The sequence below is a fragment of the Pandoraea sp. E26 genome, from assembly GCF_000681415.1.
Lineage (GTDB): Bacteria > Pseudomonadota > Gammaproteobacteria > Burkholderiales > Burkholderiaceae > Pandoraea > Pandoraea pnomenusa.
The window spans coordinates 17,126-43,544 of sequence record NZ_AYXJ01000031.1; the positions used below are offsets into that span (position 1 = coordinate 17,126).

Annotated in this window: 24 protein-coding genes and 3 tRNA genes; 19 read left to right on the forward strand and 8 right to left on the reverse strand. The window is 65.5% G+C overall.

The genetic code is table 11. The features are described 5' to 3' along the window. Nucleotides 1-90 precede the first annotated feature (90 nt). From W930_RS0119960 to glnA, 5 genes are all read right to left on the reverse strand, one after another. The gene (locus W930_RS0119960; protein ID WP_080685139.1) at nt 91-2,901 is read right to left on the reverse strand and encodes a pentapeptide repeat-containing protein; all 2,811 of its coding nucleotides are present in this window, start codon (nt 2,899-2,901) and stop codon (nt 91-93) included. A gap of 132 nt (nt 2,902-3,033) precedes the next feature. Further along, nucleotides 3,034-3,915: a dTDP-4-dehydrorhamnose reductase gene (rfbD, locus tag W930_RS0119965; protein ID WP_023874074.1), complete on the reverse strand. Its 882-nt coding sequence runs from the start codon at nt 3,913-3,915 to the stop codon at nt 3,034-3,036. 57 nt (nt 3,916-3,972) lie between these two features. Then, on the reverse strand, nt 3,973-5,559 hold the full coding sequence (gene ntrC / locus W930_RS0119970; RefSeq protein ID WP_023596381.1) for a nitrogen regulation protein NR(I): 1,587 nt from the start codon (nt 5,557-5,559) through the stop codon (nt 3,973-3,975). A 62-nt stretch (nt 5,560-5,621) separates the two neighbouring features. Beyond that, on the reverse strand, nt 5,622-6,719 hold the full coding sequence (gene glnL, locus W930_RS0119975) for a nitrogen regulation protein NR(II) (protein ID WP_024788533.1): 1,098 nt from the start codon (nt 6,717-6,719) through the stop codon (nt 5,622-5,624). A 267-nt stretch (nt 6,720-6,986) separates the two neighbouring features. After that, nucleotides 6,987-8,402: a type I glutamate--ammonia ligase gene (gene glnA, locus W930_RS0119980; protein WP_023596383.1), complete on the reverse strand. Its 1,416-nt coding sequence runs from the start codon at nt 8,400-8,402 to the stop codon at nt 6,987-6,989. A gap of 482 nt (nt 8,403-8,884) precedes the next feature. Here glnA and W930_RS0119985 point away from each other — a divergent pair, with 482 nt between their 5' ends. From W930_RS0119985 to W930_RS0120025, 9 genes are all read left to right on the forward strand, one after another. Further along, nucleotides 8,885-9,352: a rhodanese-like domain-containing protein gene (locus W930_RS0119985; RefSeq protein WP_023596384.1), complete on the forward strand. Its 468-nt coding sequence runs from the start codon at nt 8,885-8,887 to the stop codon at nt 9,350-9,352. A 113-nt stretch (nt 9,353-9,465) separates the two neighbouring features. Further along, entirely contained in the window at nt 9,466-10,083 is a 618-nt protein-coding gene (locus W930_RS0119990) for a LysE family translocator (protein ID WP_023596385.1), read from the forward strand. Between the two features lie 277 nt (nt 10,084-10,360). After that, complete coding sequence (locus W930_RS29300; RefSeq protein ID WP_023596386.1) at nt 10,361-10,705, forward strand: DUF4148 domain-containing protein; 345 nt, start codon at nt 10,361-10,363, stop codon at nt 10,703-10,705. A 221-nt stretch (nt 10,706-10,926) separates the two neighbouring features. Then, the gene (locus W930_RS0120000) at nt 10,927-11,166 is read left to right on the forward strand and encodes a hypothetical protein (RefSeq protein ID WP_023596387.1); all 240 of its coding nucleotides are present in this window, start codon (nt 10,927-10,929) and stop codon (nt 11,164-11,166) included. 207 nt (nt 11,167-11,373) lie between these two features. Next, nucleotides 11,374-11,559: a hypothetical protein gene (locus W930_RS0120005; protein ID WP_023874072.1), complete on the forward strand. Its 186-nt coding sequence runs from the start codon at nt 11,374-11,376 to the stop codon at nt 11,557-11,559. A 70-nt stretch (nt 11,560-11,629) separates the two neighbouring features. Then, nucleotides 11,630-11,705, forward strand: a tRNA-Lys gene (locus W930_RS0120010). 57 nt (nt 11,706-11,762) lie between these two features. Further along, a tRNA-Lys gene (locus W930_RS0120015) sits at nt 11,763-11,838 on the forward strand. 54 nt (nt 11,839-11,892) lie between these two features. Continuing rightward, nucleotides 11,893-11,968, forward strand: a tRNA-Lys gene (locus tag W930_RS0120020). Nucleotides 11,969-12,306: 338 nt separating this feature from the next. After that, nucleotides 12,307-12,495 (forward strand): glycine zipper 2TM domain-containing protein, encoded by a 189-nt coding sequence (locus tag W930_RS0120025; RefSeq protein ID WP_023596389.1) that lies wholly within the window; start codon nt 12,307-12,309, stop codon nt 12,493-12,495. Nucleotides 12,496-12,533: 38 nt separating this feature from the next. On the opposite strand, the gene W930_RS0120030 is transcribed toward W930_RS0120025, so the two are convergent. After that, entirely contained in the window at nt 12,534-12,866 is a 333-nt protein-coding gene (locus tag W930_RS0120030; protein ID WP_023596390.1) for a hypothetical protein, read from the reverse strand. Nucleotides 12,867-13,278: 412 nt separating this feature from the next. Here W930_RS0120030 and W930_RS0120035 point away from each other — a divergent pair, with 412 nt between their 5' ends. The 5 genes from W930_RS0120035 (at nt 13,279) to pdxY (ending at nt 20,128) form a co-directional block, all read left to right on the forward strand. Further along, complete coding sequence (locus W930_RS0120035) at nt 13,279-13,548, forward strand: MoaD/ThiS family protein (protein ID WP_023596391.1); 270 nt, start codon at nt 13,279-13,281, stop codon at nt 13,546-13,548. 210 nt (nt 13,549-13,758) lie between these two features. Next, nucleotides 13,759-14,925 (forward strand): hypothetical protein, encoded by a 1,167-nt coding sequence (locus W930_RS0120040; RefSeq protein WP_029754072.1) that lies wholly within the window; start codon nt 13,759-13,761, stop codon nt 14,923-14,925. Nucleotides 14,926-15,226: 301 nt separating this feature from the next. Next, complete coding sequence (locus W930_RS31080; RefSeq protein WP_023596393.1) at nt 15,227-16,900, forward strand: methyl-accepting chemotaxis protein; 1,674 nt, start codon at nt 15,227-15,229, stop codon at nt 16,898-16,900. A gap of 145 nt (nt 16,901-17,045) precedes the next feature. Beyond that, nucleotides 17,046-19,142: an elongation factor G gene (gene fusA / locus W930_RS0120050; protein ID WP_023596394.1), complete on the forward strand. Its 2,097-nt coding sequence runs from the start codon at nt 17,046-17,048 to the stop codon at nt 19,140-19,142. 128 nt (nt 19,143-19,270) lie between these two features. Beyond that, nucleotides 19,271-20,128 carry a pyridoxal kinase PdxY gene (gene pdxY / locus W930_RS0120055; protein WP_023874069.1) on the forward strand — a complete coding sequence of 286 codons (858 nt, stop codon included), beginning with the start codon at nt 19,271-19,273 and terminating at the stop codon, nt 20,126-20,128. A 98-nt stretch (nt 20,129-20,226) separates the two neighbouring features. Here the strand turns inward: pdxY and fghA are convergent, their stop codons facing one another. Further along, a complete protein-coding gene (gene fghA, locus W930_RS0120060; RefSeq protein WP_023596396.1) occupies nt 20,227-21,081 on the reverse strand; it encodes an S-formylglutathione hydrolase in 855 nt (284 codons plus the stop codon). A gap of 573 nt (nt 21,082-21,654) precedes the next feature. On the opposite strand from fghA, the gene W930_RS0120065 reads away from it, so the two are divergent. The 5 genes from W930_RS0120065 to W930_RS0120085 all read left to right on the forward strand — a co-directional run bounded on the left by W930_RS0120065 (nt 21,655) and on the right by W930_RS0120085 (nt 24,797). Beyond that, complete coding sequence (locus tag W930_RS0120065) at nt 21,655-21,858, forward strand: hypothetical protein (protein ID WP_023596397.1); 204 nt, start codon at nt 21,655-21,657, stop codon at nt 21,856-21,858. Nucleotides 21,859-22,008: 150 nt separating this feature from the next. Continuing rightward, entirely contained in the window at nt 22,009-22,197 is a 189-nt protein-coding gene (locus tag W930_RS0120070) for a hypothetical protein (RefSeq protein ID WP_023596398.1), read from the forward strand. A 387-nt stretch (nt 22,198-22,584) separates the two neighbouring features. Beyond that, the gene (locus W930_RS0120075; protein WP_023874068.1) at nt 22,585-22,878 is read left to right on the forward strand and encodes a hypothetical protein; all 294 of its coding nucleotides are present in this window, start codon (nt 22,585-22,587) and stop codon (nt 22,876-22,878) included. A 204-nt stretch (nt 22,879-23,082) separates the two neighbouring features. Further along, complete coding sequence (locus tag W930_RS0120080) at nt 23,083-23,847, forward strand: GntR family transcriptional regulator (protein WP_024788535.1); 765 nt, start codon at nt 23,083-23,085, stop codon at nt 23,845-23,847. Nucleotides 23,848-23,849: 2 nt separating this feature from the next. After that, nucleotides 23,850-24,797, forward strand: a complete 948-nt coding sequence (locus W930_RS0120085; RefSeq protein WP_023874066.1) for an AEC family transporter — start codon at nt 23,850-23,852, stop codon at nt 24,795-24,797. A 123-nt stretch (nt 24,798-24,920) separates the two neighbouring features. Here W930_RS0120085 and W930_RS0120090 read toward each other — a convergent pair whose 3' ends face one another. Continuing rightward, nucleotides 24,921-26,003, reverse strand: coding sequence for a GGDEF domain-containing protein (locus W930_RS0120090; RefSeq protein WP_023596402.1), 1,083 nt, complete (start codon nt 26,001-26,003; stop codon nt 24,921-24,923). Nucleotides 26,004-26,419: the final 416 nt, after the last annotated feature.

Genomic DNA, 26,419 nt, shown 5'->3' on the forward strand with positions numbered 1-26,419 from the left:
CCCGAGGGCGAAATACGGGGCAAAAAGCAGGTCAATTACTCGCTCATCCAATCTCGGCAGCGGGGTCGGATATTGCGCCGGCGCCGTCGATCAGCGATATCGGGGGCCCGGCAGCGGCAGACGGATGGCCCAGAACCACGGCAGTGTCTGTGCGCATGTCTGCGCCAGCGCCGGCAATTGCCTCACCTCGTGGCACGTCAACCAATCGGCCAACCGTTCCGCCAGGCGACCAGACGTGCTGTCCGGATCGGCCAGGCATGCCCGCAACGCCAGCGCCTGTGGCAAATGTCGCGACGCAACGGCATCGGTCATGGTTTCGTTGAGCGCGGCGATCGCGTATGCGCGGCAGGTGTCCAGCGCGTCTGGCGGGCGCGCGTCGCCGGAACGTCCCGGCGCGACGCACCACGCCGGTTGCGTGGCCTGCCAGCTCAAGGCAGCGGCGAGGGCGGCCCACCGAGCCCGGCGAACCGCTTCGGGACCAGGCGCCGCTTGGTGTGCCGCTTGGTGCGCCGACAGGCCTGAAAGTCCCGAATGGCATAGGGGAGCGTCCCGAAAAACGTCGTCGACGTCGGCCTGCGCGGCGGGCAGCCAACGGGCGTGCTCCGGCGAACGTCCAGCACGCAGCAGCGCTTCGCGGCGGTCGGCAAGGCTCAGGCGGCCGCTCTCATCAGGGCCGGCCATCGACGCCTCCGGCCCGTCCATGCCAGCCATGACGGCCTCGGAGGACCGCGAAAGCCCTTGCTCCGTGCACGCCGAAACGGCGCGATGCCGGCCTGCTTCGCCGAACCAACGCCCCATCAGGCGAAAAAACGCGTCGAGCGGCGGTTCCGGCGGCCAGATCCCGGACAGGAAACCGAACTCGCGCAACAGGCTCCGAAGGTGCGCGATGGTGCCGGGCCCATAGCCCATCGCCGAATCCGGATCGCGGGTCACGACCCGTACGCCCCGCCAGCGCCAGCCCGGCAGCGTCTCGCACGCGAGCGACATGTCGCTCGCCTCGGGCATGCCGCCATCAACCGATCCGAGAACGCACCGGATCAGCGCGCTCGGCAACCGGGCCGCCACCTCGCCATCTCCCCGGATCAGTACCGAGTCGCCGGGGCCGAACGGATCGCCCCCGTCCGCCGACAATGCAGCGCGGACGCCTGGCGGCAACGCGCCGAACCAGGCGTCTCGCAACGCGTTCATGTGCCGCACATCGGTCTGGCCTACGCCCTCTTCCGTCCAGTGGAGCGTCTGGCAGATGGCACCGGCAAGCGGCCAGACGGCTTTCCCGACCTCGTCGCCCGCACGGCGGCATCGCCCATGCAGTTCCACGACGAGCGGCGCGGTGACCCATTCGGCACGCTGGCGGGACAACGGCGTCTCGCCGAGGTCGTGCAGCGTCTGTGCCAGCCATTGCCCACGCAGCACCGCAAACGCCTCATGGGCGCCAATCCCCCCCGCTTCGCAAGATGCCGTCAGCAAGGCGCCAAGCCAGTCGCCATGCCGCACGTGCCCGGGTAGACCATGCATCGGCGGAACCGCTTCCGGCGCCATTTCCAGCAAGCCGGGTTTCGGGCCGAGCGCGATCAACAATTGCCGGAAGACCTCCGCACGTATGGCGGGCTGATCGGGTGGCAACGTCATCCAAGATTGCACGACGCCCTCGAGCGCCGACGGTGCCAAACGTCGCAGCCACGCGTCGTCGAGTCGAATCCGAGCCCCATGCCACTGCGTGCCGCCCAATTGGCAGCCCGCGCCAAGGCGGACGCGCTTCAGCGTCGCGCCGGCAAAGCGCACGTTACGGAGATCGCACCGGTCGAAGTGTACGTCGCTGAGTTTCGCGCCCCGCAGGTCCGATTCGCGTAGATCGCACTGACCGAATTCCGCACCTCGCAGGTCGGCGCCTACCCACCTCGCGCCGCGCATGGCAACAGCCGTCCATTGCGACCGGGCCGCCGCCACACCCACTAGCCGCGCGCCGTGCGCACTCCCCCGAGTCAGCGACGCTCCACGCAGGCTGGCACGGTGAAACGACGACTCGTCGAGCTGCGCGTTGGTCGACACCAGTCCATCGCATCGGGCCTCGCTGAAGTCGGCATTGCGCGCCACCGTATGGATGAAGACCGCGCCGCGCAGATCGGTCGCAACCAGCCGCGCCTCGCTGGCATCGGTCGCCCGGAAACAGCTGTCGCGAAGATCGGCACGCTCGAAATCGGTGCGAAGCAGGTTGGCGTACGTCAGGCGCGCGCCGCGCAGCGAAGCGCCGTCCCAGCGTGCGCCGTTGAAATGACTGCCACGGAAGTCAGCGCCCGGCGCCACGAGTCCGCGCAAATCCGCGCGCGGAAGATGCAGATCGGGTAACGCGGCGTTGCGCAACTTCGAGAGAGTCAGCGCAACACCAAGCACCGGTGCCGGCCAGTCGCGCATGACGCGTGTCGCGCAGACGGACGCTTCCGCAGCCGCCTTCTCCGCCAGCGGCAGCCAATGCCAGAGCGACGTGGCCCCAGCGCGTGCGCGATGCCCGCGACACCATGCGATCAGGTCCCTGACGGCCGGCCCGGCCCGGCCATCGTCCAACAGGTGTGGGAATTGCGTGCTCCACGCTCGTTTCAGGGCCGCCTTGTCGAAGGGCAAGTCACCTCGCACGGCATCGGCGCCAGCGCTCGGCCGCCCGCACGCGTGAGCGCATGGTGTCCTGCCATCGTGCCTGAACACGTGAACCATCCACGCCACCTGCAGCGATATCACGCGTCGTTCGTCGCCATTGGCACGCAGGAATATGCGCCGCAGCGTCTCGGGCGGCGCGGCAGTCGCGTCGGAGGTCAATGCCGGATCGCGGGAAACACTGCCTGCATCCCGCGGGTGGGCGGCATTCGACGCGTGTCCCCAACGGGAAACGGCATAGGGAATCGGCATGCTGCATCGCTCCTTCGCACGCGCTCGGACGCGCGCAAAAAGCGACCATAGTGCCCAACGAACGAAGCGCTGCGTGCTAAGGAATTTCCGATTTCACGCAGCGCCGTGAGGGTGCGTCAACGGCGCGGCGGGTCAGGCGAGACAGAGCGCGAGCGCGTCGCGCCAGTCGGGTGCCCGCAGGCCGAACGTACGCGCCAGCTTGTCGTTGTCCAGCACCGAATACGCCGGACGCTTTGCCGGCAAGGGATAAGCGGAAGTCGGAATCGGCACAACGTTGGGACGCTTCTCCGGTTGGCTCAAGTCGAGGATTGCCTCGGTAAAGCCGTGCCAGGTCGTCTGTCCTGCGGCCGTCAGGTGGTAAAGACCGCCATGCTCGCGCCAGAAGTCGGCGTCGGCCCCGGATTCGCCCATGCCCTGCACCAATACCTGGGAGGTCAGCTCGGCGATCGTTCGGCACCAGGTCGGCGCGCCCTGCTGATCGGCGACGATGCGCAGCTCGTCACGCTCGCGTGCGAGCCGTTGCACCGTGAGCAGGAAGTTCGCCCCGCGCGTCCCGTAGACCCAACTGGTGCGCAGAATCAGATGATTCGCGCCACTGGCCGCGATGGCGGCCTCGCCGGCCAGTTTGGTGCGACCGTAGGCATTTTGCGGATGGGTGGGCTCGTCTTCGCGGTACGGCGTGGTGGAGGTGCCGTCGAAAACGTAGTCGGTGGAGTAATGCACGAGGAGCGCGCCGAGGCGCCGGGCTTCTTCGGCCATGATTCCCGGCACCACGGCGTTGACCTGGTACGCGGCCGCCTCGTCCGTCTCCGCCCGGTCGACGGCCGTATAGGCCGCCGGATTGACAATCACGTCGGGCGCGAAATCGCGCAAGGTGCGCACCACGCTGTCGGTATCGAGCAGGTCCATTGCCTGTCGGCCGGGCGCAAGCACCTCACCCATACCCTGCAGGCAACGCGCCAATTCCCAGCCCACCTGCCCGGTAGCGCCCGTCAACAGAATGCGTTTTGCCATATGCCCCGGCCTCCTCGTCGCTCGATCGTAAAGCCTGCGAGGCTACCGCGATTCGTCTCAGGTTTCCAGCCCGAGCTCCTGGATCTTGCGCGTGATGGTGTTCCGACCGATGCCGAGACGGCTGGCGGCCTCGACCTTTCGTCCACGCGTGAAATCGAGGGCCTCGTTGATGAGGGCCGTCTCGAAGCGGCGCGTGAGCTGGTCCATGACGTCGGGCGACGCCGAGCGCAACAGCCGGGCAACCTCACGACGCAAGATCGGCTCCCAGCTCTCCGCGCCGGCCATGTCCCCCGGCGTCGCGCCCACCCCGGCAGGCGCGGACGCGCCCGATGCCATCGGCATCCCGTTCGCCATGCCCGCCACGCCTGACACCGATGCGCCGCCTCCGACGCCATAACCGGGCGCGCCAGCGCCAGCGCCCGCGGGCGCGGCCCCGGCCGGTGCCCCGGCATACGCGGGAGCACTTGCCACTGCGGAAATCGATGCGGGCGCGAGCGTCTGGAATTCGGGTGGCAGATCCTTGATCTCCACCGTCTGCGCCGGGGCCATGACCGTCAGCCAGTTGCTCAGGTTTTCCAGCTGGCGCACGTTGCCCGGGAACGGGAAGCGCGTCAGATGCGCCAGCGCCGCCTCGCTGATGCGCTTGGTCTCGACGCCCAACTCCCGCGCGCTCTTTTGCAGGAAATGGCGCACCAGCAGCGGGATGTCCTCGCTGCGCTCGCGCAACGACGGCAAGCGCAGACGAATCACGTTAAGCCGGTGATACAAGTCCTCGCGGAACAGGCCCTGACGCACGCGGTCTTCAAGATTCTGGTGCGTGGCGGCGATGACGCGCACATTCGCCTTGATCGGGCTGTGCCCGCCCACGCGGTAGTAATTGCCGTCCGAAAGCACGCGCAACAACCGCGTTTGCAGATCGAGCGGCATATCGCCGATTTCATCGAGAAACAGGGTGCCGCTCTCGGCTTGCTCGAAACGGCCGCGACGTGTGGCCTGCGCGCCCGTGAACGCACCGCGTTCATGACCAAACAGTTCGGACTCCAGGAGGTCCTTGGGAATCGCCGCCGTGTTGAGCGCGATGAACGGGCCGGATGCGCGCGGCGAATGCCGGTGCAGCGCCCGCGCGACCAGTTCCTTGCCCGAGCCCGACTCGCCGGTGATGAGCACCGTGGCGCTCGAGTGGGACAAGCGCCCGATGGCGCGAAACACGTCCTGCATCGCGCTCGCCTGACCGAGAATCTCGGGTTCTTCGGTGATGCGCTCATCATCCGTGGCTTCACGCAGACTTTCTTCGACCGCGCGCAGGATCAGCTCGACCGCGCGATCCACGTCGAACGGCTTGGCCAGATACTCGAACGCACCGCCCTGAAACGCGGCAACCGCGCTGTCGAGGTCCGAGAACGCCGTCATGATGATGACCGGCAGGCCCGGATACCGCTGCTTCACGGTTTGCAGCAGCTCGAGCCCGGACCCGCCCGCCATGCGGATGTCCGAGACCAGCACCTGCGGCGAGTCGTGCTCGAGTGCCGCGCTCGCCTCGCGCGGGCCCGTAAAGCTGCGCACCGGCAAGTTGGCGCGCGTGAGCGCCTTTTCCAGCACCCATCGAATCGATTGGTCGTCGTCTACTATCCAGATCGGCTTCATTGTTCACCGTGTAACGTCTATGCCCGGCCGCAGGTGCTACGGCCAACGGCGTGAGGGCCGAATCAGCCCAGGGGCAGCAGGATTCGAAAATCCGTCCGTCCGGGCCGGCTTTCGCATTCGATCAGACCGTCGTGACGCTGCACGAACGACTGCGCCAGCGTGAGTCCCAGACCGCTTCCTCCCTCGCGCCCGGAAACGAGCGGGTAGAAGATGCGATCGCGAATGTCGGCGGGAATGCCAGGCCCGTTGTCGATCACATGCAATTCCAATGCCAGCTTGTGCAGTCGCTTGGCAATCGTGATCTTTCGCGCCACGCGCGTGCGCAGCACGATGCGTGCATCGCCGCGCGCGATCTGCTCGCGCAAGGCTTCCGCGCCGTTGCGCACGATGTTGAGCAACGCCTGGATGAGTTGCTCCTTGTCGCCGCGAAAATCGGGCAGGCTCACGTCGTAATCCCGCTCGATCGACAGACCCTGCGGGAACTCCGCGAGCACTACGGAGCGCACTCGCTCGCAGACTTCGTGAATGTTCACGTCGGTGGCGATATACGGGTGCCGGTGAGGTTCCAGCAGGCGGTCGACCAGCGTTTGCAACCGGTCGGACTCCTTGATAATGACCTGCGTGTACTCGCGCAACTCGCGTTGATCGAGCTCGAATTCCAGCAACTGCGCCGCCCCGCGAATCCCGCCCAGGGGATTCTTGATCTCATGCGCCAGATTGCGAATGAGCTGCTTGTTCATCAGCGCCTGATCGATGATGCGTTCTTCGCGCTCGTTTTTGAGCTTCTGCTCGTTCTCGATCAGCTCGACGATCACGAAATCGGGCGCCGACTCGGGGGCCGCGACGATCGCATGCGTGTGCAAAGGCTCCTGCGCGGTGCGCTCGAGCACCAGATCGAGGCGTGTGGTCTGAAAGCGGTTGGCGATGAGGTCGACCATCGTCGACGCCAGCACCTCACCGTTCGTGAACACGTCGTTCCACGTCATCTGCGACAGCGAACGGCGCGAGAGCGCGAGCAGGGCCTCGGCCGCCGGGTTCGCGAAGACGACACGCAGCGAGTGCTTTTCGAGCACGAGCAACACGGTGGGCAAGGCTTCGAGGCCGGGCAGGATGCCGGTGGCCGCGAGCTTCGCCTCCCACGGATCGACACTCGCAGGCAACGCCGGCGCCTGGCCAGGCGCGGCGCCGACGCCGGAGGGCGAATCGTCAGTGGCAGGCGCGCGCGGACTTGCGGTCGGTTTCGCACCAGCGCGGACACTTTTCATCAAGGATCGAGGCGATAGGTTCATGACCCGCTATGCAGGAATACGCCTTGCGGCGACGGATAAAAAAGGGGGACGGCCGCGGCCATCCCCCTTGCATGTCGAGCATGACGGTCGGCCGCTGGCGTTCCGTCATGCCGGCGCATTCCCTGCGCAGCGATTCGATTACAGCGAGTAGTACAGTTCGAACTCGAGCGGGTGCGTGGTCATGGCCACACGGCGCGCTTCGTCCGTCTTCAGTGCGATGTACGAATCGAGCATGCCGTCGGTGAACACGCCACCGCGCGTGAGGAACTCGCGGTCTTCGTTCAGATACTCGAGGGCCTGTTCGAGGCTCGCGCACACGGTCGGGATCTTTGCATCCTCTTCCGGCGGCAGGTCGTACAGGTTCTTGTCGGCAGCCTCGCCCGGGTGGATCTTGTTCTGCACGCCGTCCAGGCCGGCCATCAGCATGGCCGAGAATGCCAGGTACGGGTTGGCCATCGGGTCCGGGAAGCGCGCTTCGATGCGGCGGCCCTTCGGGTTGGCAACGTACGGAATGCGGATCGAGGCCGAACGGTTACGGGCCGAGTAGGCCAGCTTCACCGGCGCTTCGAAGTGCGGCACGAGACGCTTGTACGAGTTCGTCGACGGGTTCGTGATCGCGTTCAGGGCACGGGCGTGCTTGATGATGCCGCCAATGTAGTACAGCGCGAACTCCGACAGACCGCCGTAGCCGTTACCGGCGAACAGGTTCTGACCGTCCTTCCAGATCGACTGGTGGATGTGCATGCCCGAACCGTTGTCGCCAACGATCGGCTTCGGCATGAACGTGGCCGTCTTGCCGTAGCTATGCGCCACGTTGTGCACCACGTACTTCAGGATCTGCGTCCAGTCGGCGCGCTGGACCAGCGTCGAGAACTTCGTGCCGATTTCGTTCTGGCCCTGGCCTGCCACTTCATGGTGGTGGACTTCGACGGGCACGCCGAGTTGCTCGAGCAACAGGCACATTTCCGAGCGCATGTCCTGGAACGTGTCGACCGGAGCGACCGGGAAGTAGCCGCCCTTCGTGCCCGGACGGTGACCGGTGTTGCCGCCTTCGAAGTCTTGCGACGACGACCACGGGGCTTCTTCCGAGTTGATCTTCACGAACGTGCCCGACATGTCGGTCTTCCACTGGACCGAGTCGAAAATGAAGAATTCCGGCTCCGGACCGAAGAAAGCGGTGTCGCCCAGGCCCGTGCTCTTCAGATACGCTTCGGCGCGCTTGGCGATCGAGCGCGGATCGCGGTCATAGCCCTTGCCGTCGGCCGGTTCGATCACGTCGCAGGTCAGCACCAGCGTGCTTTCTTCGTAGAACGGGTCGACGTACGCGGTGTTCGCGTCCGGCACCAGCAGCATGTCCGAGGCTTCGATGCCCTTCCAGCCTGCGATCGACGAACCGTCGAAAGCGTGGCCGCTCTCGAACTTGTCTGCGTCGAAGTGCGACACCGGCACCGAGACGTGTTGTTCCTTACCGCGCGTATCGGTAAAGCGGAAGTCGACGAACTTGACGTCTTCTTCCTTGACCAGATTCATCACATCTGCCACAGATTTGCTCATGCTATCTCCCGAAAGATTCAATCTGGCGCTGCTGGCGCTCATCGCCCGCGTCGCCGCACCCTCTTAACGAACTCCGTGTTCGGATTCGCCTGTGTTAAGCAGGAAGCGTGCCAACGTGGCACCGACCCGCGTCGCATCATCCTCACCCACTGATTTCTAAGGAAATATTCGATTCTGGTGCGACCAGCGCCGAATTCCCGCTTGTGGACCGCGATTCTCCATTTCGGTGCGTCACGTGCTAAAACATCACCGATATGGTGCATTCAGAGATTATGCACCTTTTCGGTGCCGCCATCGGTTACCGACGAACCGAAGTTGTGCAGCGACTCGCACCGTCCGGATGCGCATTACCGCGCCACGCCTTTGCACGTCCGCCTCCCGACCACCGCCGGGCGACATTTGTCCGATTGACGGAATGCGCACCTCCCGTAAAGTGCACGCTAGAATGAAGGACAACCTTCGACCAGCGAGATCACAGCAATATGACAAGCGCCAAAGCCATTCTCGAACAAGCCGAACAACGCCGTGCCACCGGACAACTCGCCTACGCCGGGGCGGTGACGCCCGAAGAAGCGATGGCGCTGCTCAATGCCGACGCGAACGTGCGTCTGATCGACGTGCGCACCCGCGCCGAACTCGACTGGGTGGGCCGCCCGCAAGTGCCGGACGGCCAGTACGCTAACGTCGAATGGGTGCGGTATCCGGGCGGCGTGCCCAACGAGCATTTTCTGGAGCAGCTGACGTCGCAGGCCCCCGACAGGAATGCACCGCTGCTGTTCCTGTGCCGCAGCGCCGCGCGCTCCAAGGCGGCTGCCAAGGTCGCCTACGAAGCCGGGTTCACGAAGTCGTTCGACATCCTCGAAGGCTTCGAGGGCGACAAGGACAGCGCCGGCCACCGCAAGCACGTCAGCGGCTGGTGCTTCCGCAATTTGCCGTGGATCGGCGCCTGAGACGCCCGCCCCGCCTGGTGCACTGTCATCGCGCGCACGGGTAAGCGTCGGCGTCCGGTAAGCGCCCCCCTTTCGAATCATTCCGATCGTCATCACCGCGAGGAGACACCGCGATGGACTGGACACATTTGCTGACTTTCGCCCTGGCGCTGTTCGTGGGCGCAGGTACGCCCGGCCCGGGCATCGCCGCAATCGTGGCGCGCGTGCTCGGACGCGGCACGCAAGGCGCGATCGCCTTCTCCGCTGGCGTCGCGATCGGCGACGTTGTCTGGCTCACGCTCGCCGTGCTCGGTGTGGCCGCGTTGGCGCACACGTTCTCGGGCGTTTTCCTGGCGATCAAGTACGCGGGTGCCGCCTATCTCCTGTATCTCGCCTGGAAGATGTGGCACGCGCCCGCCAGCGCCCCCGCCGAGCCGTTGAGCGCCGCGCCGCGCGAACAATCGTGGCGCCTGTTCCTTGGCGGCCTGTCAGTGACGATGGGTAATCCCAAGGTCGTCGTTTTCTACTTCGCCCTGCTGCCCAACCTGCTCGATTTGCAACGCGTCACGGCACTCGGTTACGTCGAAGTCGTCGGCGTCACACTCGCGGTGCTCGCCATTGTGTTCGGCTCGTACATCGCGCTCGCCGCGCGGGCGCGAAGACTGCTAAGCTCGGCCCGCGCGGTGCGGCGCTTGAATCGCGCGACAGGCACGGTCATGGCCGGCGCCGCCGTCGCGATCGCCACGCGCTGAGTGCACCACGCGGCCCCGGGGCCGCGCAGCGCCGCTGCATCGGGAACGAATACGCCACCCTCGAGGTGGCGTTTTTTTCGCCTCGCTTAGGGCTACACAAGGGCCCATTGTTGCGATTTACGTAATGATTCCTTGGCGCAATCGCTGTTTTTCTGCGATAGCCGAAAGCCTATCCTGCTTTCAACGGCCACAGGCAATGCCTACCGCACCTGCTCCAGCAGGGTGCCGGTACCGATGCACAGCCCGCCCGCAGTCGAAGAAAACAGGAAACCTCATCATGAATCGCCAACGCATTGCCTCAGCCCTGATGTCGGCCGTGCTGATCACCGCCGCCGGAACTGCCCTTGCACAGGCAGGCCGCACCAGCGACGCGTACCCTGAAGGTTCGCAGCTCGCCTGGATCGCACAAACTTCGTCCGCTTCGCCGGCATCGCATGTGTCGCGCGAAAAGGTACGCGAGGAACTGGCCGAAGCCCGCGCACAAGGTCTCATCCCGCAAAACGATTACGAATACCCGGCGTTCGCCGATCGCGCCAGCGCGTCGACGAAGACACGTGCACAGGTGTACGAGGAACTGATCCGCGCCCGCGAGAGCGGCGAGATGCGGCACTCGAACCCCTGAACTGCGCCCGGCACGGCATCGCCATGCGCTTGCGGCCCCTCGCCGTGTCGCCGTACCCCGGTGGCGCGGCATGACGCGCACAGGCGGGACGGCATCGCCGGCCTGTGCTGCGTCACCTCTTCTCCTACACCGACCTCGGGCGTTGCCCTTCACTTGTCGCGACCTGCCCGGACTGCGTGCTACCATGCAGCCGTTTCAATTTGCATAGACAGGATCATCCGGTGAGTCAGATCGAATTCGATATCGAGTGGACCGAACGTGCGGCCAAGAAGGCCGAGCGACTCGTCCCCAAGGGCACCCCTCTCGCGTTGCCGCCGATCGAATGCATGCCGGCCGAAGGCGACGTGCTGTTCCTCGGCCAGGGCGAAAAGAAGCAACCGTTCATCGTGGTGGAGCGTCAGTACCATCACGAAGGCGAAGACGCATGGACCATCATTCTGATTCTCGATCTGCCTGAGTAACTTCGAATCGTAGAATCCGGGCAAGACGTTGGCGAAACGCCGGCACGGCAGCCGAGGAACGCAACGCATCGGAATATTCGTAACGCAAGCACGCACGGCGCGGCCACTGGGGAAATCCCGGTTGCCGTGCCGCTTTGCTTGGAGAGTGCCGCTTTCTATACTTGAAGCGCGTTCCACATCGCGTAATCCAGGCAGGGAGATTCGACGATGCTCATGCCCAACCTCTCCAACGCCCAACTCGTCACCATGTTCGCGATCGCGGTATTCGGTGCGATCGCGGTCGGCGCCATGCCTTGCAAAGGCACCCTGCGAATGTGCTGGCGTTCGCTGCTCGTCGTGGTCGGCGCCGTGCTCGCGGTGCTCGCCTTCGAGCTCGTCCCGCTGCTCGCCTGAGCCATTTTGCGGATTTTCATCATTAAGGGTTGACCCCATGCGGAAGAGCCGATATTATCTCGGTCTCGTTGGGGCGTTAGCTCAGTTGGTAGAGCAGCGGACTCTTAATCCGTAGGTCGAGTGTTCGAGTCACTCACGCCCCACCAAACGAATTTTGAAAAAGGCTGCTGCGCCGTGCAGCCTTTTTTATTCCCGGTTGTATCGGGGCGTTAGCTCAGTTGGTAGAGCAGCGGACTCTTAATCCGTAGGTCGAGTGTTCGAGTCACTCACGCCCCACCAGACCACATCAAAAAGGCTGCACCGCTTGCAGCCTTTTTTGTTCCCGGTAGCACCGGGGCGTTAGCTCAGTTGGTAGAGCAGCGGACTCTTAATCCGTAGGTCGAGTGTTCGAGTCACTCACGCCCCACCAAGCCATCCGACAAAAAGCCCGCCGCTTCGGCGGGCTTTTTGCTTCTCCACGCGGACACTCCCCCGTCTCGCCCCCCGCTTTCGCACCGCCTCGCGTTCCGCGCGACACCTCCGCCGCGCATGCATCACGATATTCGTTCACCGACGTCCGCTCGCACGTGGCGCACCCCGCACACCTTGGGCCGATCGCAGGCACCGGCACGCGCCCCACTGTCATCCATGTCCTACACGCGATTCAGTCGCAACCGATAGTCCGCGCTCGAGACGCACGCTATGCTGAATCCATGTCGCTGCTTACCGTTGCGTCGGATGCAGCGAGCCCGTCAAAGGAGACGCATCATGAAAGCAGCGAAGTCGATTCTGGTGGTTCTCGCCGCACTGACCATGGGCACGTCCATCTTCGGATGCACGCTAGGTGGCGCAGCCGCAGGCGGCGTCATCGGTCACGAGGCAACCGGTGGGAGTACCGCCGGCACGATCGGCGGCGCCGTCGTCGGCGGTGTCATTGGCCACGAACTGGGCAAGTAACGTCCAGCGCGGCACCCGCGCCCCATGACCTCACGCTGTCAACGCCCGACGATGTAAAGCGGGCCGTTGGCGGCGTAACCATACATGACCAGGACGTCCCCCACCACACCGTCGCCAGCCGCTCTGGCTTGCTCCACGCTCGCATACCGCTTCGCCTGCCCCGTGCACGCGACAAACTGACGACCGCCCCCGGAAAGCGCGCCGTCGTGTCGACCGATGAATCCGGCCTGACGCGCGCTCCACAAAAAATAGCCCTCGCATTTCGCCACGTCCGGCGGGCGTCGCACCGCCGGCGCATCGGCGGCATTGCCCCCCGCTTTCTGATGCAATCGCGTCAGACGCCTGATCACCGCCTCCGACAGGCGCCCCATTCCAATGTCCTTTCCTCGGCTCCTGGCCATCACTCCCTCCCGAAATTCGCCTGCGGCACTGCGCGCGCGGGCACTCCGATAATGGTGAACAATAACGAGGTCAATGGGGTTGGGGAGTGTCCGATATGCGATGCCACACCCCGCGGCCACGCTCCACACGCACCGAGACTCGCCGCGCGTCATGCAAAGGGCACCAAATACGCTCCAGATGGGCCAAATAGAACGCAATCCGCGTTATTTATGGAGCAACATAGCGCTGCGAACACGCAACATTCGCACGACGCCCGGTGTGCGGGCGTTCCTCATTGTCTACACTGAAAGCCTCACACGCGCGGTCTCACTGGCACCCTGACCCCGGCCTCGGCCTCATGGCCGGGTCCATCGGCCTCGGCAACTTCCGTACGGCAACGCCATGGCGACGGTAACTTTCGCACCTGCAATCCAGCGTCACGTGTCTGTCGACGAACAGGACGTCGACGGCGCGACGGTGCGCGACGCGCTGGCGCACTGCGTCGGCGCAACCCCGGCATTGCGCGGCTACCTGTTCAACGATCAGGGACGCCTGCGAGCGCATGTGGCGGTCTTCGTCGACGGTCGCCTGATCCGCGACCGCAGTGCGCTGAGCGACACACTGAATGCCGCCAGCCGCGTTTATGTCGCACAGGCGCTCTCGGGCGGATGACGCCCTCGGCGGCCTGCGCCGGGCGAGGCGCACCACGGGCTGGCTGGGACGAAACGGATCCGGTGAGATCGTCAGACGAATACGGCAAACGACAGCGGCAAACGACAACGACAAACGAAAACGACAAACCGGCAAGACGGCTGAAAAGTCCAACGCGCAGGCCGCCGCGACGGCCTGCGCGCGCCAAGGAGGCAGATCGTGGAACATGTCATTGGAGCGACGCTGCTGGTCGCGACCCGCAAGGGGTTGTTCACGTGGCAGCGCACGGCAGACATCTGGCAATTGACGTCGAGCACGCCCGATTTCCCGGGCGAACCGGTCAGCATGGTGATGCACGACGCGCGCGACGGCACCGATTATGCGGCGCTCAATCTCGGGCACTTCGGCGTGAAGCTCTGGTGCCGCGAGCGCGAAGCGAGCACGTGGACCGAGCTTGCGCCGCCCGCGTTCGCGTCGGACGATGCGCAGCCCGAAGACGATGCGCAGCCCGAATCATGGGTCGCGCCCCCCGCGAATCGTGCGGAGACGGCGACACCGGCACACGAGTCGCAAACCCAGGCGCCCTCCGTCGATCTGCTCTGGTCGCTGGAAGCGGCAGGCCCCGACGCGCCCGGCGTGCTCTGGGCCGGTACCATTCCCGGTGGTCTTTTCCGCTCGGGCGACCGCGGCCGGCACTGGGAACTGGTGCGCGGCCTGTGGGACCGTCCGGAACGGGCTGACTGGATGGGCGGCGGCTACGATCATGCGGGTATCCATTCGATCTGCATCGACCCGCGTGACAGCCGGCAGGTCATGGTGGCGGTGTCGACGGGCGGCGTCTGGCGCACGCGCGACGACGGTCGTACCTGGGCGCTCGCCGCATCCGGCATGGAGGCGGACTACATGCCGCCCGAGCGCCGTCTCGACCCGAATGCGCAGGACGTTCACCGGCTCGTGCAATGCCACGACGCCCCCAACGCCTTGTGGGCGCAGCACCACAACGGCATCTTCCGCACGCTCGACTACGGCACGACATGGCGGCGCATTCACGCGTCGCCGTCGAGCTTCGGCTTCGCGGTCGCCGTCGATCCGCATGACCCCGACGTCGCGTGGTTCGTGCCCGCGCAACGCGACGCCTGCCGCATGCCGGTCGATGCCCGGCTCGTCGTGACCCGCACGCGCGACGGCGGCGAGTCGTTCACCTCGCTCTCGCACGGACTTCCGGAGACCCCCTCCTACGATCTCGTCTATCGCCACGGTCTCGACATCGACGCCACCGGCCGCACCCTCGCCATGGGCTCGACGACCGGCGCCCTGTGGATCGGCGATAACGCCGGCGAACGATGGCAATGCCTCACCGCGCACCTGCCCCCCGTCTACGCGGTGCGATTCGTCTGACCCGAATGTCGGAATTTTCGCCCTGAGTCCGTCGCGATTCCGCCCCGTCTGTCCGACGGAAACCTTAAGAAGTCGCATTTTCTGTCGTATACGAAGGTAGACGGACTGGCTTCATCGAATCCCCCCGTCGCGCGTCACCGGACACGTCACCCGTGTCGAACGGGCGCGTGAGCCAACGTCGCGTCGTGCACTATCCGTCGTATCGACGCGTTCCGCGGCAGTCCGGCGACCACTCCTCGCAACGCCGACGGCAACCCATCCCTCGTTGCCCGGCTTCCCATCCCTAAAGGAGTCATCCCGTATGCGAATCGCCGATCTCAGAATCCGAACCCGCCTGGCCATCGGCTTCGGCACATTGCTGCTTTTGCTGCTCGCCATGCTGGTCATCGCGCTCGTGCGTTTCGTTGCCATCGAGCGCGCCAACGAAGCCCTGATCACCAGCGCCTGGGCGAAAGCCGACGCCGCGCACAACATCGACGCCATGGTTCGCGGCAACGCACGCCGCCTGCTCGAAGTCGTGGCTGCGCCGGACGCCGCCCGGCGCGATGCACTGAATGCGCGTATCGATGCCAATCTCGCGCGCATCGCCCAAGCACAGGAGGTGCTCGACAAGTACGTGTCGACGCCGCAAGGCCGGCAGCTCATCGCGGCGGTCAGGCAGCACAACGATGCCTTCGTCAAAGCCCGGGCCGCCGCGCTCTCGCAGTTGCGCTCGGGTCAGCAGGCGGGCGCGCTGGAGATCGCGGAGCGCGAGGCCCTGCCCGCGCTCGACGCCATGCAGGAAGAGGCCGTCGAGCTCGTCGCGCTCCAGCAGAAGATCGTCGACGACACCGGCGCGGCAACGAGCGCCGACATCGCGTTCGCCAAGTGGCTGCTCGCCGCCATCGGGATGACGGCCGTGATCGTGGGCATCGGCGCCGCCTGGTCGGTCACGCGCAGCATCACGCGTCCGATCGCGCGCGCCGTGCAGGTCGCGCAGCGGGTGGCGCAAGGCGACCTTACCAGCCGCATCGAAGTCACGAGTCGCGACGAGACCGGACAGTTGATGGCCGCGCTCAAGCACATGAATGAAAGCCTCGATCAAATCGTGCGGCGCGTTCGCAGCGGCACCGCCGCCATTGCCTCGGCCTCGGGCCAGTTGCTGGCGGGAAACACCGATCTCTCGGCGCGCACCGAAGAGCAGGCCGCCTCGCTCGAAGAGACGGCATCGTCGATGGAAGAGCTCACGGCAACGGTTCGCCAGAACGCCGACAACGCACGACAAGCCAGCCAGCTCGCCACGAATGCGTCGGAGATCGCCGACGAAGGCGGACGCGTCGTCGAACGCGCGGTGAGTTCGATGCACGACATTGCCGAGCGCTCGACGAAGATCAACGACATCATCGGCGTGATCGACGGCATCGCGTTCCAGACGAACATCCTCGCGTTGAACGCGGCCGTGGAAGCGGCGCGCGCGGGCGAACAGGGACGCGGCTTCGCCGTGGTGGCGGGCGAAGTCCGCACGCTCGCCCAGCGCAGCGCCGCCGCGGCCAAGGAGATCAAGGCGCTCATCGAAACGTCGGTCGGCAAGGTGCAGGACGGCTCCGCGCATGTGCGCGATGCGGGCCGCACGATGCATGACATCGTGCAGGCGGTGCAGCGCGTAACCGACATCATGGGCGAAATCTCGGCCGCGTCCGCCGAGCAGTCGGGCGGCATAGAACAGGTGAACACGGCCGTCATGCAGATGGATCAGGTCACGCAGCAGAATGCCGCGCTGGTCGAGCAGGCTACCGCCGCCGCCGGGTCGCTCGAAGACCAGGCGCGCCATCTGCGCGAAGCCGTCGCGGTGTTCCGCCTGGCCGACGGCGATGCCATCTCGACGAGCTGGGGTGCTCGCGCGGGCGACGGCGACAGCGCCGCCAATGCCGGCCTTTCCGACGACGCGGCACGCGCGAGCGTGGTCGCGTTCGCGCGTCGGCGCCATGCGGCCTGATCGCTGACGCCGCATCGGTCATCCACCGCAAATCCCCGTCCGCGCTGGCCTTCGGGCCGACGATGCGCTCAGCGCGGCGTTGCGACATTGGAGTATGATGGCTGCTGCTATGCTTTTTCCCCACCGTCTGGAAAAGAGGTGTACCGTGGCCCGAAAGACCCCCATCGAGCGCTACCGAAACATCGGCATCAGTGCTCACATCGACGCCGGCAAAACGACGACGACCGAGCGGATCCTGTTCTACACCGGCGTCAATCACAAGCTCGGCGAAGTCCACGAAGGCGCTGCCACGATGGACTGGATGGAACAGGAACAGGAGCGCGGCATCACGATCACGTCGGCCGCCACCACCTGCTTCTGGCGCGGCATGGCCGGCAACTATCCTGAACATCGCATCAACATCATCGACACGCCGGGACACGTCGACTTCACCATCGAAGTCGAGCGCTCCATGCGTGTGCTCGACGGCGCCTGCATGGTCTACGATTCGGTCGGCGGCGTGCAGCCGCAATCCGAAACCGTCTGGCGCCAGGCCAACAAGTACAAGGTGCCGCGCATCGCGTTCGTCAACAAGATGGACCGCGTGGGCGCCGACTTCTTCCGCGTTCACAAGCAGATCCACGAACGCCTGCGCGGCAATGCCGTGCCGATCCAGATTCCGATCGGCGCCGAAGACAACTTCCAGGGTGTGGTCGACCTGGTGAAGATGAAAGGCATCGTCTGGGACGAGGCGTCCAAGGGCGTGAAGTTCGACTACGTTGACATTCCCGCCAATCTCAAGGACACGGCCCAGGAATGGCACGACAAGATGATCGAGGCCGCGGCCGAGGCCGACGAAGCCTTGCTCGAAAAGTACCTCGGCGGCGAAACCCTCACGGAGGATGAGATCCGGGCAGGCCTGCGCAAGCGCACGGTCGCCGGGGAAATCGTGCCGATGCTGTGCGGCACCGCCTTCAAGAACAAGGGCGTGCAGGCCATGCTCGACGCCGTGATCGATTACCTTCCCTCGCCGGTCGACGTGCCCGCCATCGCGGGTCACGATGAAGACGACAAGGAAATCGAGCGCCACCCGTCGGACGACGAACCGTTCTCCGCACTCGCCTTCAAGATCATGACCGACCCGTTCGTCGGCCAGTTGATCTTCTTCCGCGTGTATTCCGGTGTAATCGAGTCGGGCGGCACCGTGCTCAACCCGCTCAAGTCCAAGAAGGAGCGTCTCGGACGCATCCTGCAAATGCACGCGAACACGCGCCAGGAACTCAAGGAAGTGCGTGCGGGCGACATCGCCGCCGCCGTGGGCCTGAAGGAAGCCACGACCGGCGATACGCTGTGCGACCCGAACCACGTGATCATTCTGGAAAAGATGGAGTTTCCGGAGCCGGTGATTTCGCAGGCGGTGGAGCCGAAGACGAAGGGCGACCAGGAAAAGATGGGCCTCGCGCTCAACCGCCTGGCGCAGGAAGACCCGTCATTTCGCGTGCAGACCGATGAAGAGTCCGGCCAGACCATCATCTCCGGCATGGGCGAACTGCACCTCGAAATCCTGGTGGACCGCATGCGCCGCGAGTTCGGCGTGGAGGCGACCGTCGGCAAGCCGCAGGTCGCCTATCGCGAGACCGTGCGCAGGAAAGTCGAGGATGTGCAGGGCAAGTTCGTCAAGCAGTCGGGCGGACGCGGGCAGTACGGCGACGTGGTCATCACGCTCGAGCCGGACAAGGAGAAGCCTTACGAATTCGTCGACGCCATCAAGGGCGGCGTGGTGCCGCGCGAATACATTCCCGCGGTCGACAAGGGCATTCGCGAGACGCTCACCAACGGCGTGGTCGCCGGCTATCCGGTCGTCAACGTCAAGGTCACGCTGACGTTCGGCTCGTACCACGACGTCGACTCCAATGAAAATGCGTTCCGCATGGCAGGTTCGATGGCATTCAAGGAGGCCATGCGACGTGCCGACCCCGTCCTGCTCGAACCGATGATGGCCGTCGAAGTCGAAACCCCGGAAGAGTTCATGGGCAACGTGATGGGCGACCTCTCGGGGCGACGCGGCATCATGCAAGGCATGGACGACATCGTGGGCGGCGGCAAGATCGTGCGCGCCGAGGTGCCGCTGTCCGAAATGTTCGGGTACTCGACGTCGCTGCGCTCGCTCACGCAAGGGCGCGCGACCTACACCATGGAGTTCAAGCACTACGCCGAAGCCCCGAAGAACGTGGCCGACGCCATCATCACGTCCAAGAAGTAACGTGTCGGGCATCGTGATGCGGCATTCGCCGCGTCCGGTGACCTGACGGTCAACGCCCGCGACGGGCGCGATTTCGTCTCCGGACGGGAGCGCACCGCCAGCGGGCGTTGTCCTTTTTCCGTCACCTCATGAAAAACATTCTCAGCATCCAGTCACATGTCGTTTTCGGCCACGCCGGCAACAGTGCCGCCGTATTTCCCATGCGTCGCCTCGGGATCAACGTCTGGCCGATCAACACGGTGCAATTCTCGAATCACACGCAATACGGCAAATGGGCCGGACAGGCGCTGCCGAGCGAGGAGATCCTGCATCTCGTGAACGGCATCGCCGACATTGGCGAGCTGGGCCGCTGCGACGCCGTGCTCTCCGGCTATCTCGGCGCCCCGGAGCAGGCGGGCTTCGTGCTGGCGGCCGTGCAGCGGGTCAAGACCGCCAATCCGGGGGCGATCTACCTGTGCGACCCGGTCATGGGACATCCGGAAAAGGGCTGCCGGGTCAAACCGGGCATCGAGCAGTTTCTGGTCGAGCACATGCCCGCGGCGGCGGACATCATGACGCCCAATCATCTCGAACTGGAGAAGCTGTCGCAGCATCCGATCGAAACGTTCGACGATGCGCTTGCCGCCTGCCGCGCCCTGCTCGTTCGCGGACCGAAGATGATTCTGGTGAAGCACCTGGAATACGCGGGCAAGCCCGCAGACCAGTTCGAAATGCTGGTCGTCACGCAGGATCAGGCGTGGCACGGCCGGCGGCCGCTCTACCCCTTCTCGCGTCACCCGGTGGGCGTTGGCGATCTGACGTCCGGCATTTTTCTCGCGCGATGGCTCAAGGGCGATTCGGTGCGCGACGCCTTCGAGCACACACTGGCCGCAGTCGACGCCGTGCTGCACGCCACGCATCGGGCCGGAAGCTACGAATTGGAGATCGTGCGGGCGCAGGACGACATCGTGGCGCCGCCGAACCGGTATGTCGCGCACGCGGTCTAGACCTGTGCGCGGTCGCAATCCCCGCCGGGGCTGGCTACCGTCAACCGGCTCGACGACCGCAATGGCACGCCCGGCGGCCGCGGGCGGGAGAATGACGCTCAGTACGCGCGCAGTTGCCCGGCGTGATGCGTCAGGTGGTCCGCCATGAAGGTCTGGATGAAGTAGTAGCCATGGTCGTAACCATTGTGGCGACGCAGGTTCAGCGGCTGGCCGGCGTCGCGGCAGGCGCGCTCGAAGATGTCCGGATGCAGTTGCGCCTCGAGGAACTGGTCGTTGAGGCCCTGGTCGACGAGGATGCCCTCGGGGAATACCGCCCGCCCCGCCTGGGCGATCAGCTCGCTCGCATCGTACTGGCGCCACGCCTGGCGGTCCGCGCCGAGATACCCGGTGAACGCCTTCTCGCCCCAGGGACAATGCATCGGCGCGGCAATCGGTGCGAAGGCCGACACCGAGCGGAATTTGTCCGGGTTGCGCAGCGCCAGCGTGAGTGCACCGTGCCCCCCCATCGAATGTCCGAAGATGCCGATACGTCCGGCATCGATCGGCAACGACGCGCTCACCAGCCCGTACAGTTCGTCGACGATATAGCTGTACATGCGGTAGTGCGTCGACCATGGCGCCTGCGTGGCGTCGAGATAGAAACCCGCGCCGACGCCGAAATCCCACGCGTCCGTCTCGCCGGGCACCCCCGCGCCCCGCGGGCTGGTGTCGGGAGCGATCAGCGCCACGCCGTGCTCGGCGGCCAACCACTGCGCGCCGCCCTTGATCATGAATGTCTCTTCCGTGCAGGTCAGACCCGCGAGATAGAACAACGCGGGCACCTCGCGACCGTCGCGCGCCTGCGGCGGCATGAACACCGAGAAGCGCATCGGCAGGCCGATGACGGACGAAGCGTGGCGATAGAAGCGTTGTGCGCCTCCGAAACAGCGGTGTTCGGAAATGAGTTCGAGCATGACGGAATCCGGAAATCCTCAGGGAGTCGGCAATGGCAGCGCGCGGCACTCGCGCCGCCGGCCATCGCGATGGGTGGCAGCTATCTTACCTCGCCGTACGACGCGTGACACCGCCGGCGTGCCCCCGCGCCGGGACGCGTCGACGCCGCGCGCCGCCCGCGGTGGGCGCAGGCCGCCGGCGCGTCGTTCGACGCTTTCGGCCTGTGTCGAAAAAAAATCGTCACGATTTCTAAACTTTTCCGCGCGCGCGTCGCTATACGTAGAAGGACGTGAAACGGCGTCGGCGAACCCGGTGCACACGGCCGGTCGAGCGTGCGACGACAAGTTGTCACATGCGCCGGCTATGATGCGTCGCGCAATGCGTGGCGCTGCGACACGTCCGGGGCATCCGGTGCACCGGGTCCCGTCCTGTCAGGCACGTCAGGCAGTCGCGTCAGAGTTGTCCGTCAAGCAGTGCACTACAGAAGCGTCGCGCCACAAGCACCGGCACGGTTCCACCACGAGAACCGGTCAGGATGCGGACGACGACGCATAAAACCGACCAGATCGACCAGAGACTCACCCGGGGGCCATATGAAGCTGATCCTGCTGGCGCTTGCCGCCTCGCTGTTTACGCTCGTCATGATGGTGCAGGCGCGCAGCGAAACGAGCGACGTCGCTGCCAACGACAAACGCACGTCGTCCGGCATCTCCGTGAACGACCGAACACCCACACGCAAGGACATGGCCATGTGGAACGCGCGCCGCAAGATGCACGCGGTGCGTCAGGAGGACTGACGGCCCCGCTACACGTTCCCGCACGGACCGGGGGCTCGCCTGCCGCGCCCCTCCCGTACGCGCAGCGCAACATGTTGCGTCGCACCAAACTTGGGCATCCTCCAACACCGTCCTATAGTGGAAAGGCGATTCAGGTGAGGAGACAAAAAGATGCCCGCATTCCACTTCAATCTTTACGACCTGACGTTGTTCCTGCCGATGGCGGTGGCGGGTGCGCTGCTCGTCGGCGGTATCCCCGTCGCGACCCGCACCACGCGCTACAGTTTGCGCGCCGTCGGTGCCGTGGTCGGCGCGCTCGTCGCGTTCCTCGTGGTGGAGGCGTTGCCCGTGCTCGTATAGCCGGCACCACGCACCGACCACTCCCGGACGTCGCATGGGGCGATCGACGCGCGGTGCGCGCGGCGGGTCGCCTTTTCCCGTTTGTATCCCCGCCTCCCATGCGCGCCACATGCGCCCCCCATGCGCCCCCCATGCGCCTCACGTCGCCGTCGTCGGCACGCGCGAGGATCGTCTTCGGCAACTTCGGTTGCGCTGTCACTCTCCCCGTTGTGCCGCCGACACGCCCGGCGGCTTTTTCATGCGCTGTCGCCTTCTGCGCGGCATCATCGTTTTGTCCCGACACGCGCACGGCCATCGCCTACAATCAGCGGAAGTGCACCGCGGGGTGCGCGACATCGGCGCCCGTCGTCCGGCATCGCGCAGCTCGCCGTCAAAGGAGATTCCCGCATGTCCGACGCGTTCTCCCGCGCCTTTGCCGTTGTCATCAACCAATACCGCTCGCCGCGCCAGTACACCGTGTCCGTGGAGCGCGCGAGCGAGATGATCGCCAAGAATGTCGGGTTGTTCTCCGACGGGTTCGCTGCGGAACCCCACCTCATCGTCGGCCTGTTCGAACGCGAGGCCGATGCCTGGGCGCTTGCCCGCCGCCTCCAGCGCACGCGCACGACCGTCCAGGCGCTGCTGCAAACGCCGGCGCGGGCCGCCACCGTCTCTCCTCCTGAACTCGACGCGAGCGACTGAGTTCGCCATCGGGCGAGGCACTGCCGCACCGCGTCGCCGGGTGTCGCCGCGTCCGGTCCCACCTGCGTCATTTCTCGGCTCGGGTCAGGCGCGTGCCCCTTCCCTCATTCGCCGTCATTCCGAAATAAGCCTCGCCCACATCGGCGCACTCACGTAGAATTCGGAATTCCAGATATCACGAATACCGGCGACGACCGGCATCCGATGGCCCACCTCACAACTTCCGGCGCGTCGGCCGAGGCGTCCTGCGTGCCGGACTCGCCGGACTCGCCACTACCGCCGCTCGAACCGGTGACCAATGCCCCGGTCCTCATCGATCAGGTCTACGCGCGTCTGCGCAACGCCATTGCCGACCTCACCCTGCCGCCGGGCGAGCGCATCCGGCAGGCCGAACTGGCCGACTCACTGGGCGTGTCGCGCCAACCCGTGAGCCACGCACTGCAATTGCTCAAGCGCGACGGGCTGGTTTGCGACAGCGGGCGTCAGGGCCTTGAGGTCGCGCCCATCGACGCCGATCATCTGCGCCGTCTCTATGAAGTGCGCACTGCGCTTGACGGTCTGGCCGCACGCCTGGCGGCGACACGAGTCGCGGCGAACACGATGACCGACGCCGAGTTGCGACGATTGCACGACGCCGTCGCCGCGGGGATGGCCATGACACACGGCACGCCGGTGGCGCGACAGGTTCGCGTCGAGGTGGCGTTTCACACGGCGCTGCACGACGCGTCGGGCAATCCGTTGATCGCGCAGACCGTTGCACCGCAATGGCCGCACATCATGCGCGCCATGGCCGCCACGCTCGGAGCGATGCCGATGCAGGAAGTCGTGTGGCACGAGCACGGCGACATCGTGGCGCGCATCGTCGCAGGCGACGCGCGGGGCGCTGAAACGGCAGCCCGCGAGCACACCGAAGCCGACGGCGGCAATGCACGCCGCGAATGGCTCGCCCGACTGGCGACGGGGCGCTGATCATGCAAGCCGTCATCTCCGCCGCATTGCCCGTGTTCGGCCTGATCCTTGTCGGCTATCTCTGCGCGCGTCGCGCATGGCTCGGCGACGCGGCACTCGACGCGCTCAATCGGTTTGTCGTCTATCTCGCCCTGCCTGCCGTGCTGTTTCAGTCGATGGCGCAGATCACCTGGGCGGAACTGGTCAATCCCGGCTTTCTGGGCGCATTCGGCGGCGGCATGGCCGCAACGTTCGCGCTCTCGCTACTGCTCGACCGCACAGTGCGCGGGCGCCTGACCGACGCGAGCATCGAAGGCATGGGCGCGGCGTATCCCAATGCCGGTTTCATGGGGCTGCCGCTTTGTCTCGTGGCCTTCGGTCCCGCCAGCGTTCCCGCAGTGGTCGTGGCCATGCTGCTCACCGCCACGGTGCTCTTCGCGATCTCCATCGCAATCATCGAGACGGATCTTCAGGCCACGCCCGACTGGCGCCGCACGGCTGGCTTCGTCGCACGCGCGCTCGCGCGCAATCCGTTGGTCGTCTCGCCATTCGTCGGCATGGCCTTTGCGGCGCTCGGCCTGACGCTGCCGGCGCCGGTGCTGCACTTCACCACACTGCTCGGCGGCGCCGCCAGTCCCTGCGCACTGGTGGCCATTGGCATGTTCCTCGCACAGCGTTCCGTCAAGGTTCGCGAGCCGCGCATCGCCCGCGCCGTAGGTCGCCTGGTCGGGCTAAAGCTCGTGTTTCAACCGGCTGTGACGGGCTTTCTTGCGTTTCGCGTGTTCGACCTGCCCCCGATCTGGGCGCACAGCGCGCTGCTGCTCTCTGCATTGCCGATCGGCACCGGGCCGTTCATGCTGGCACAGCTGTATGGACGTGAAGCGGCTGTCGCGTCGCGGGCGATCCTCATCTCGACAGTGCTGTCGGTGGTAACGGTGTCGTTGCTGATCGGGTGGTTCAGTTTGCGCTAGACGTGTGCGTCAGTCGCGCATACGTCTATCGGCCCGATCGTTGCGCCACCCGGGAAGGTCCCCCTCGTACCAGCGAGATACCCGATCAATGCCGCCTCAGAGCACTCTGAGCACTCGGAGCACTCAGAGCAGACTGGCCGCGGGTGCCACGACCACGCGGTCGCGCCCGGAGCGTTTCGCGGCATAGAGTGCGGCGTCGGCAGCGCCGAGCAGCCGCATCGGCAACGTGTCGTGATCGGTCATGTCGCGCGGATGCACGCTGGCCAGACCGATGGAAATCGTCAGCGGCACCGGCGTGCCGCCATCGTCGGGCACTTCGAGTCGGGCGACGGCACGCCGCACGCGCTCGGCCACGGTGCCCGCCCAGTTCTGTTCCGTCTGCACGAGCAGCGCCGCGAACTCCTCACCGCCATATCTCGCGAGCGTATCCGTCACGCGCAATTGCGCCCGCATGCACGCGCTTGCGGCCCGCAAGGCGCGGTCGCCGGTGGCATGCCCATAGCTGTCATTGACACGCTTGAAGTGGTCGATATCGATCAGCAGGCAAGCGAGCGGCGCCCCATAGCGCGCGCCTCGCACGACCTCCTCACGAAGACGCTGATCGAAGTAGCGTCGGTTCGACAACCCGGTGAGCGGGTCCGTCAGGCCGATGCGCTTGAGTCGCTCGCGATTCCACATGTTCTCGAGGCACACCGCCACCACGGCACCGAAGCGCTCGATGAAATCGGTCGCCATCTCGGCGGTAAAGCGGCGCGCGTCGCGGCTGCCCAGGGCGATCACCCCGAGATGACGGCCATTGCGCGCGAGCGGCATGATCACCGCGCTTGCCGGAATGCGCGCCCCGAACAACGGCGCATGACGCTCGCGCGGTGCGCCGATCCAGAGCTGCCCATCGCCGCAGACGGCGGAAAACGTACCGGCATCCTGTGCAATGCACAGACCCGAATCGAGCGCGCGGATACCCTCGGCCGTGTCGATGAGGTCGCGCAGCGTGTCGTCGACCTCCGCGAGCATCAGGTGAACGCCGGAGAGGTCGAAATCGTGGCGCAGGCGATTGAGCACCACTTCCAGGAACTGGCCGAAATCGGGCGCCCCCATGAGCGCCAGCTCGATGTCCTGAAAACGTTTTAGCGAGCGCTCATTGCGCTGGACGGTCGCCAGCAGCGATTGCAGTGCGTCGAGCATCGGTGCCTGGTTGGTTGCCACGTAAGGTCTCGAAAGACACGCGGCACTTCGCGGCCGCCTAGCGTGCTTGCCCGGTATCTCGCACCTTGTGGGCCCGGCGTTGCGACGAACGCGCCGGAACAAGAGCGGGCCTCAGCGATCGTTTCGTCCGCCGGACCTGGGTCGAGGCCTCGATGGCGCCGTGTCGAAACGGCCGCCATGAGGCCGTTAACGGCAATCGCCGATCATTTTGTAGGGTGGACAAATCGAATTTTGCCGCCCCGAAATCAAGCTGTGGCGCGGTTTTCTTTACTCCTAGGGAAAATACTTAGTCAGCGTGCAATCAATGTGGCACCGCACCAAATTTCCATCGATCGATGTCATGTGCCGCGCGGCCGGTCGGACGACCCTCTCGACAAGCGAATATGGCGGCCCGGCATGCGCCGCTGCCTCCGCCC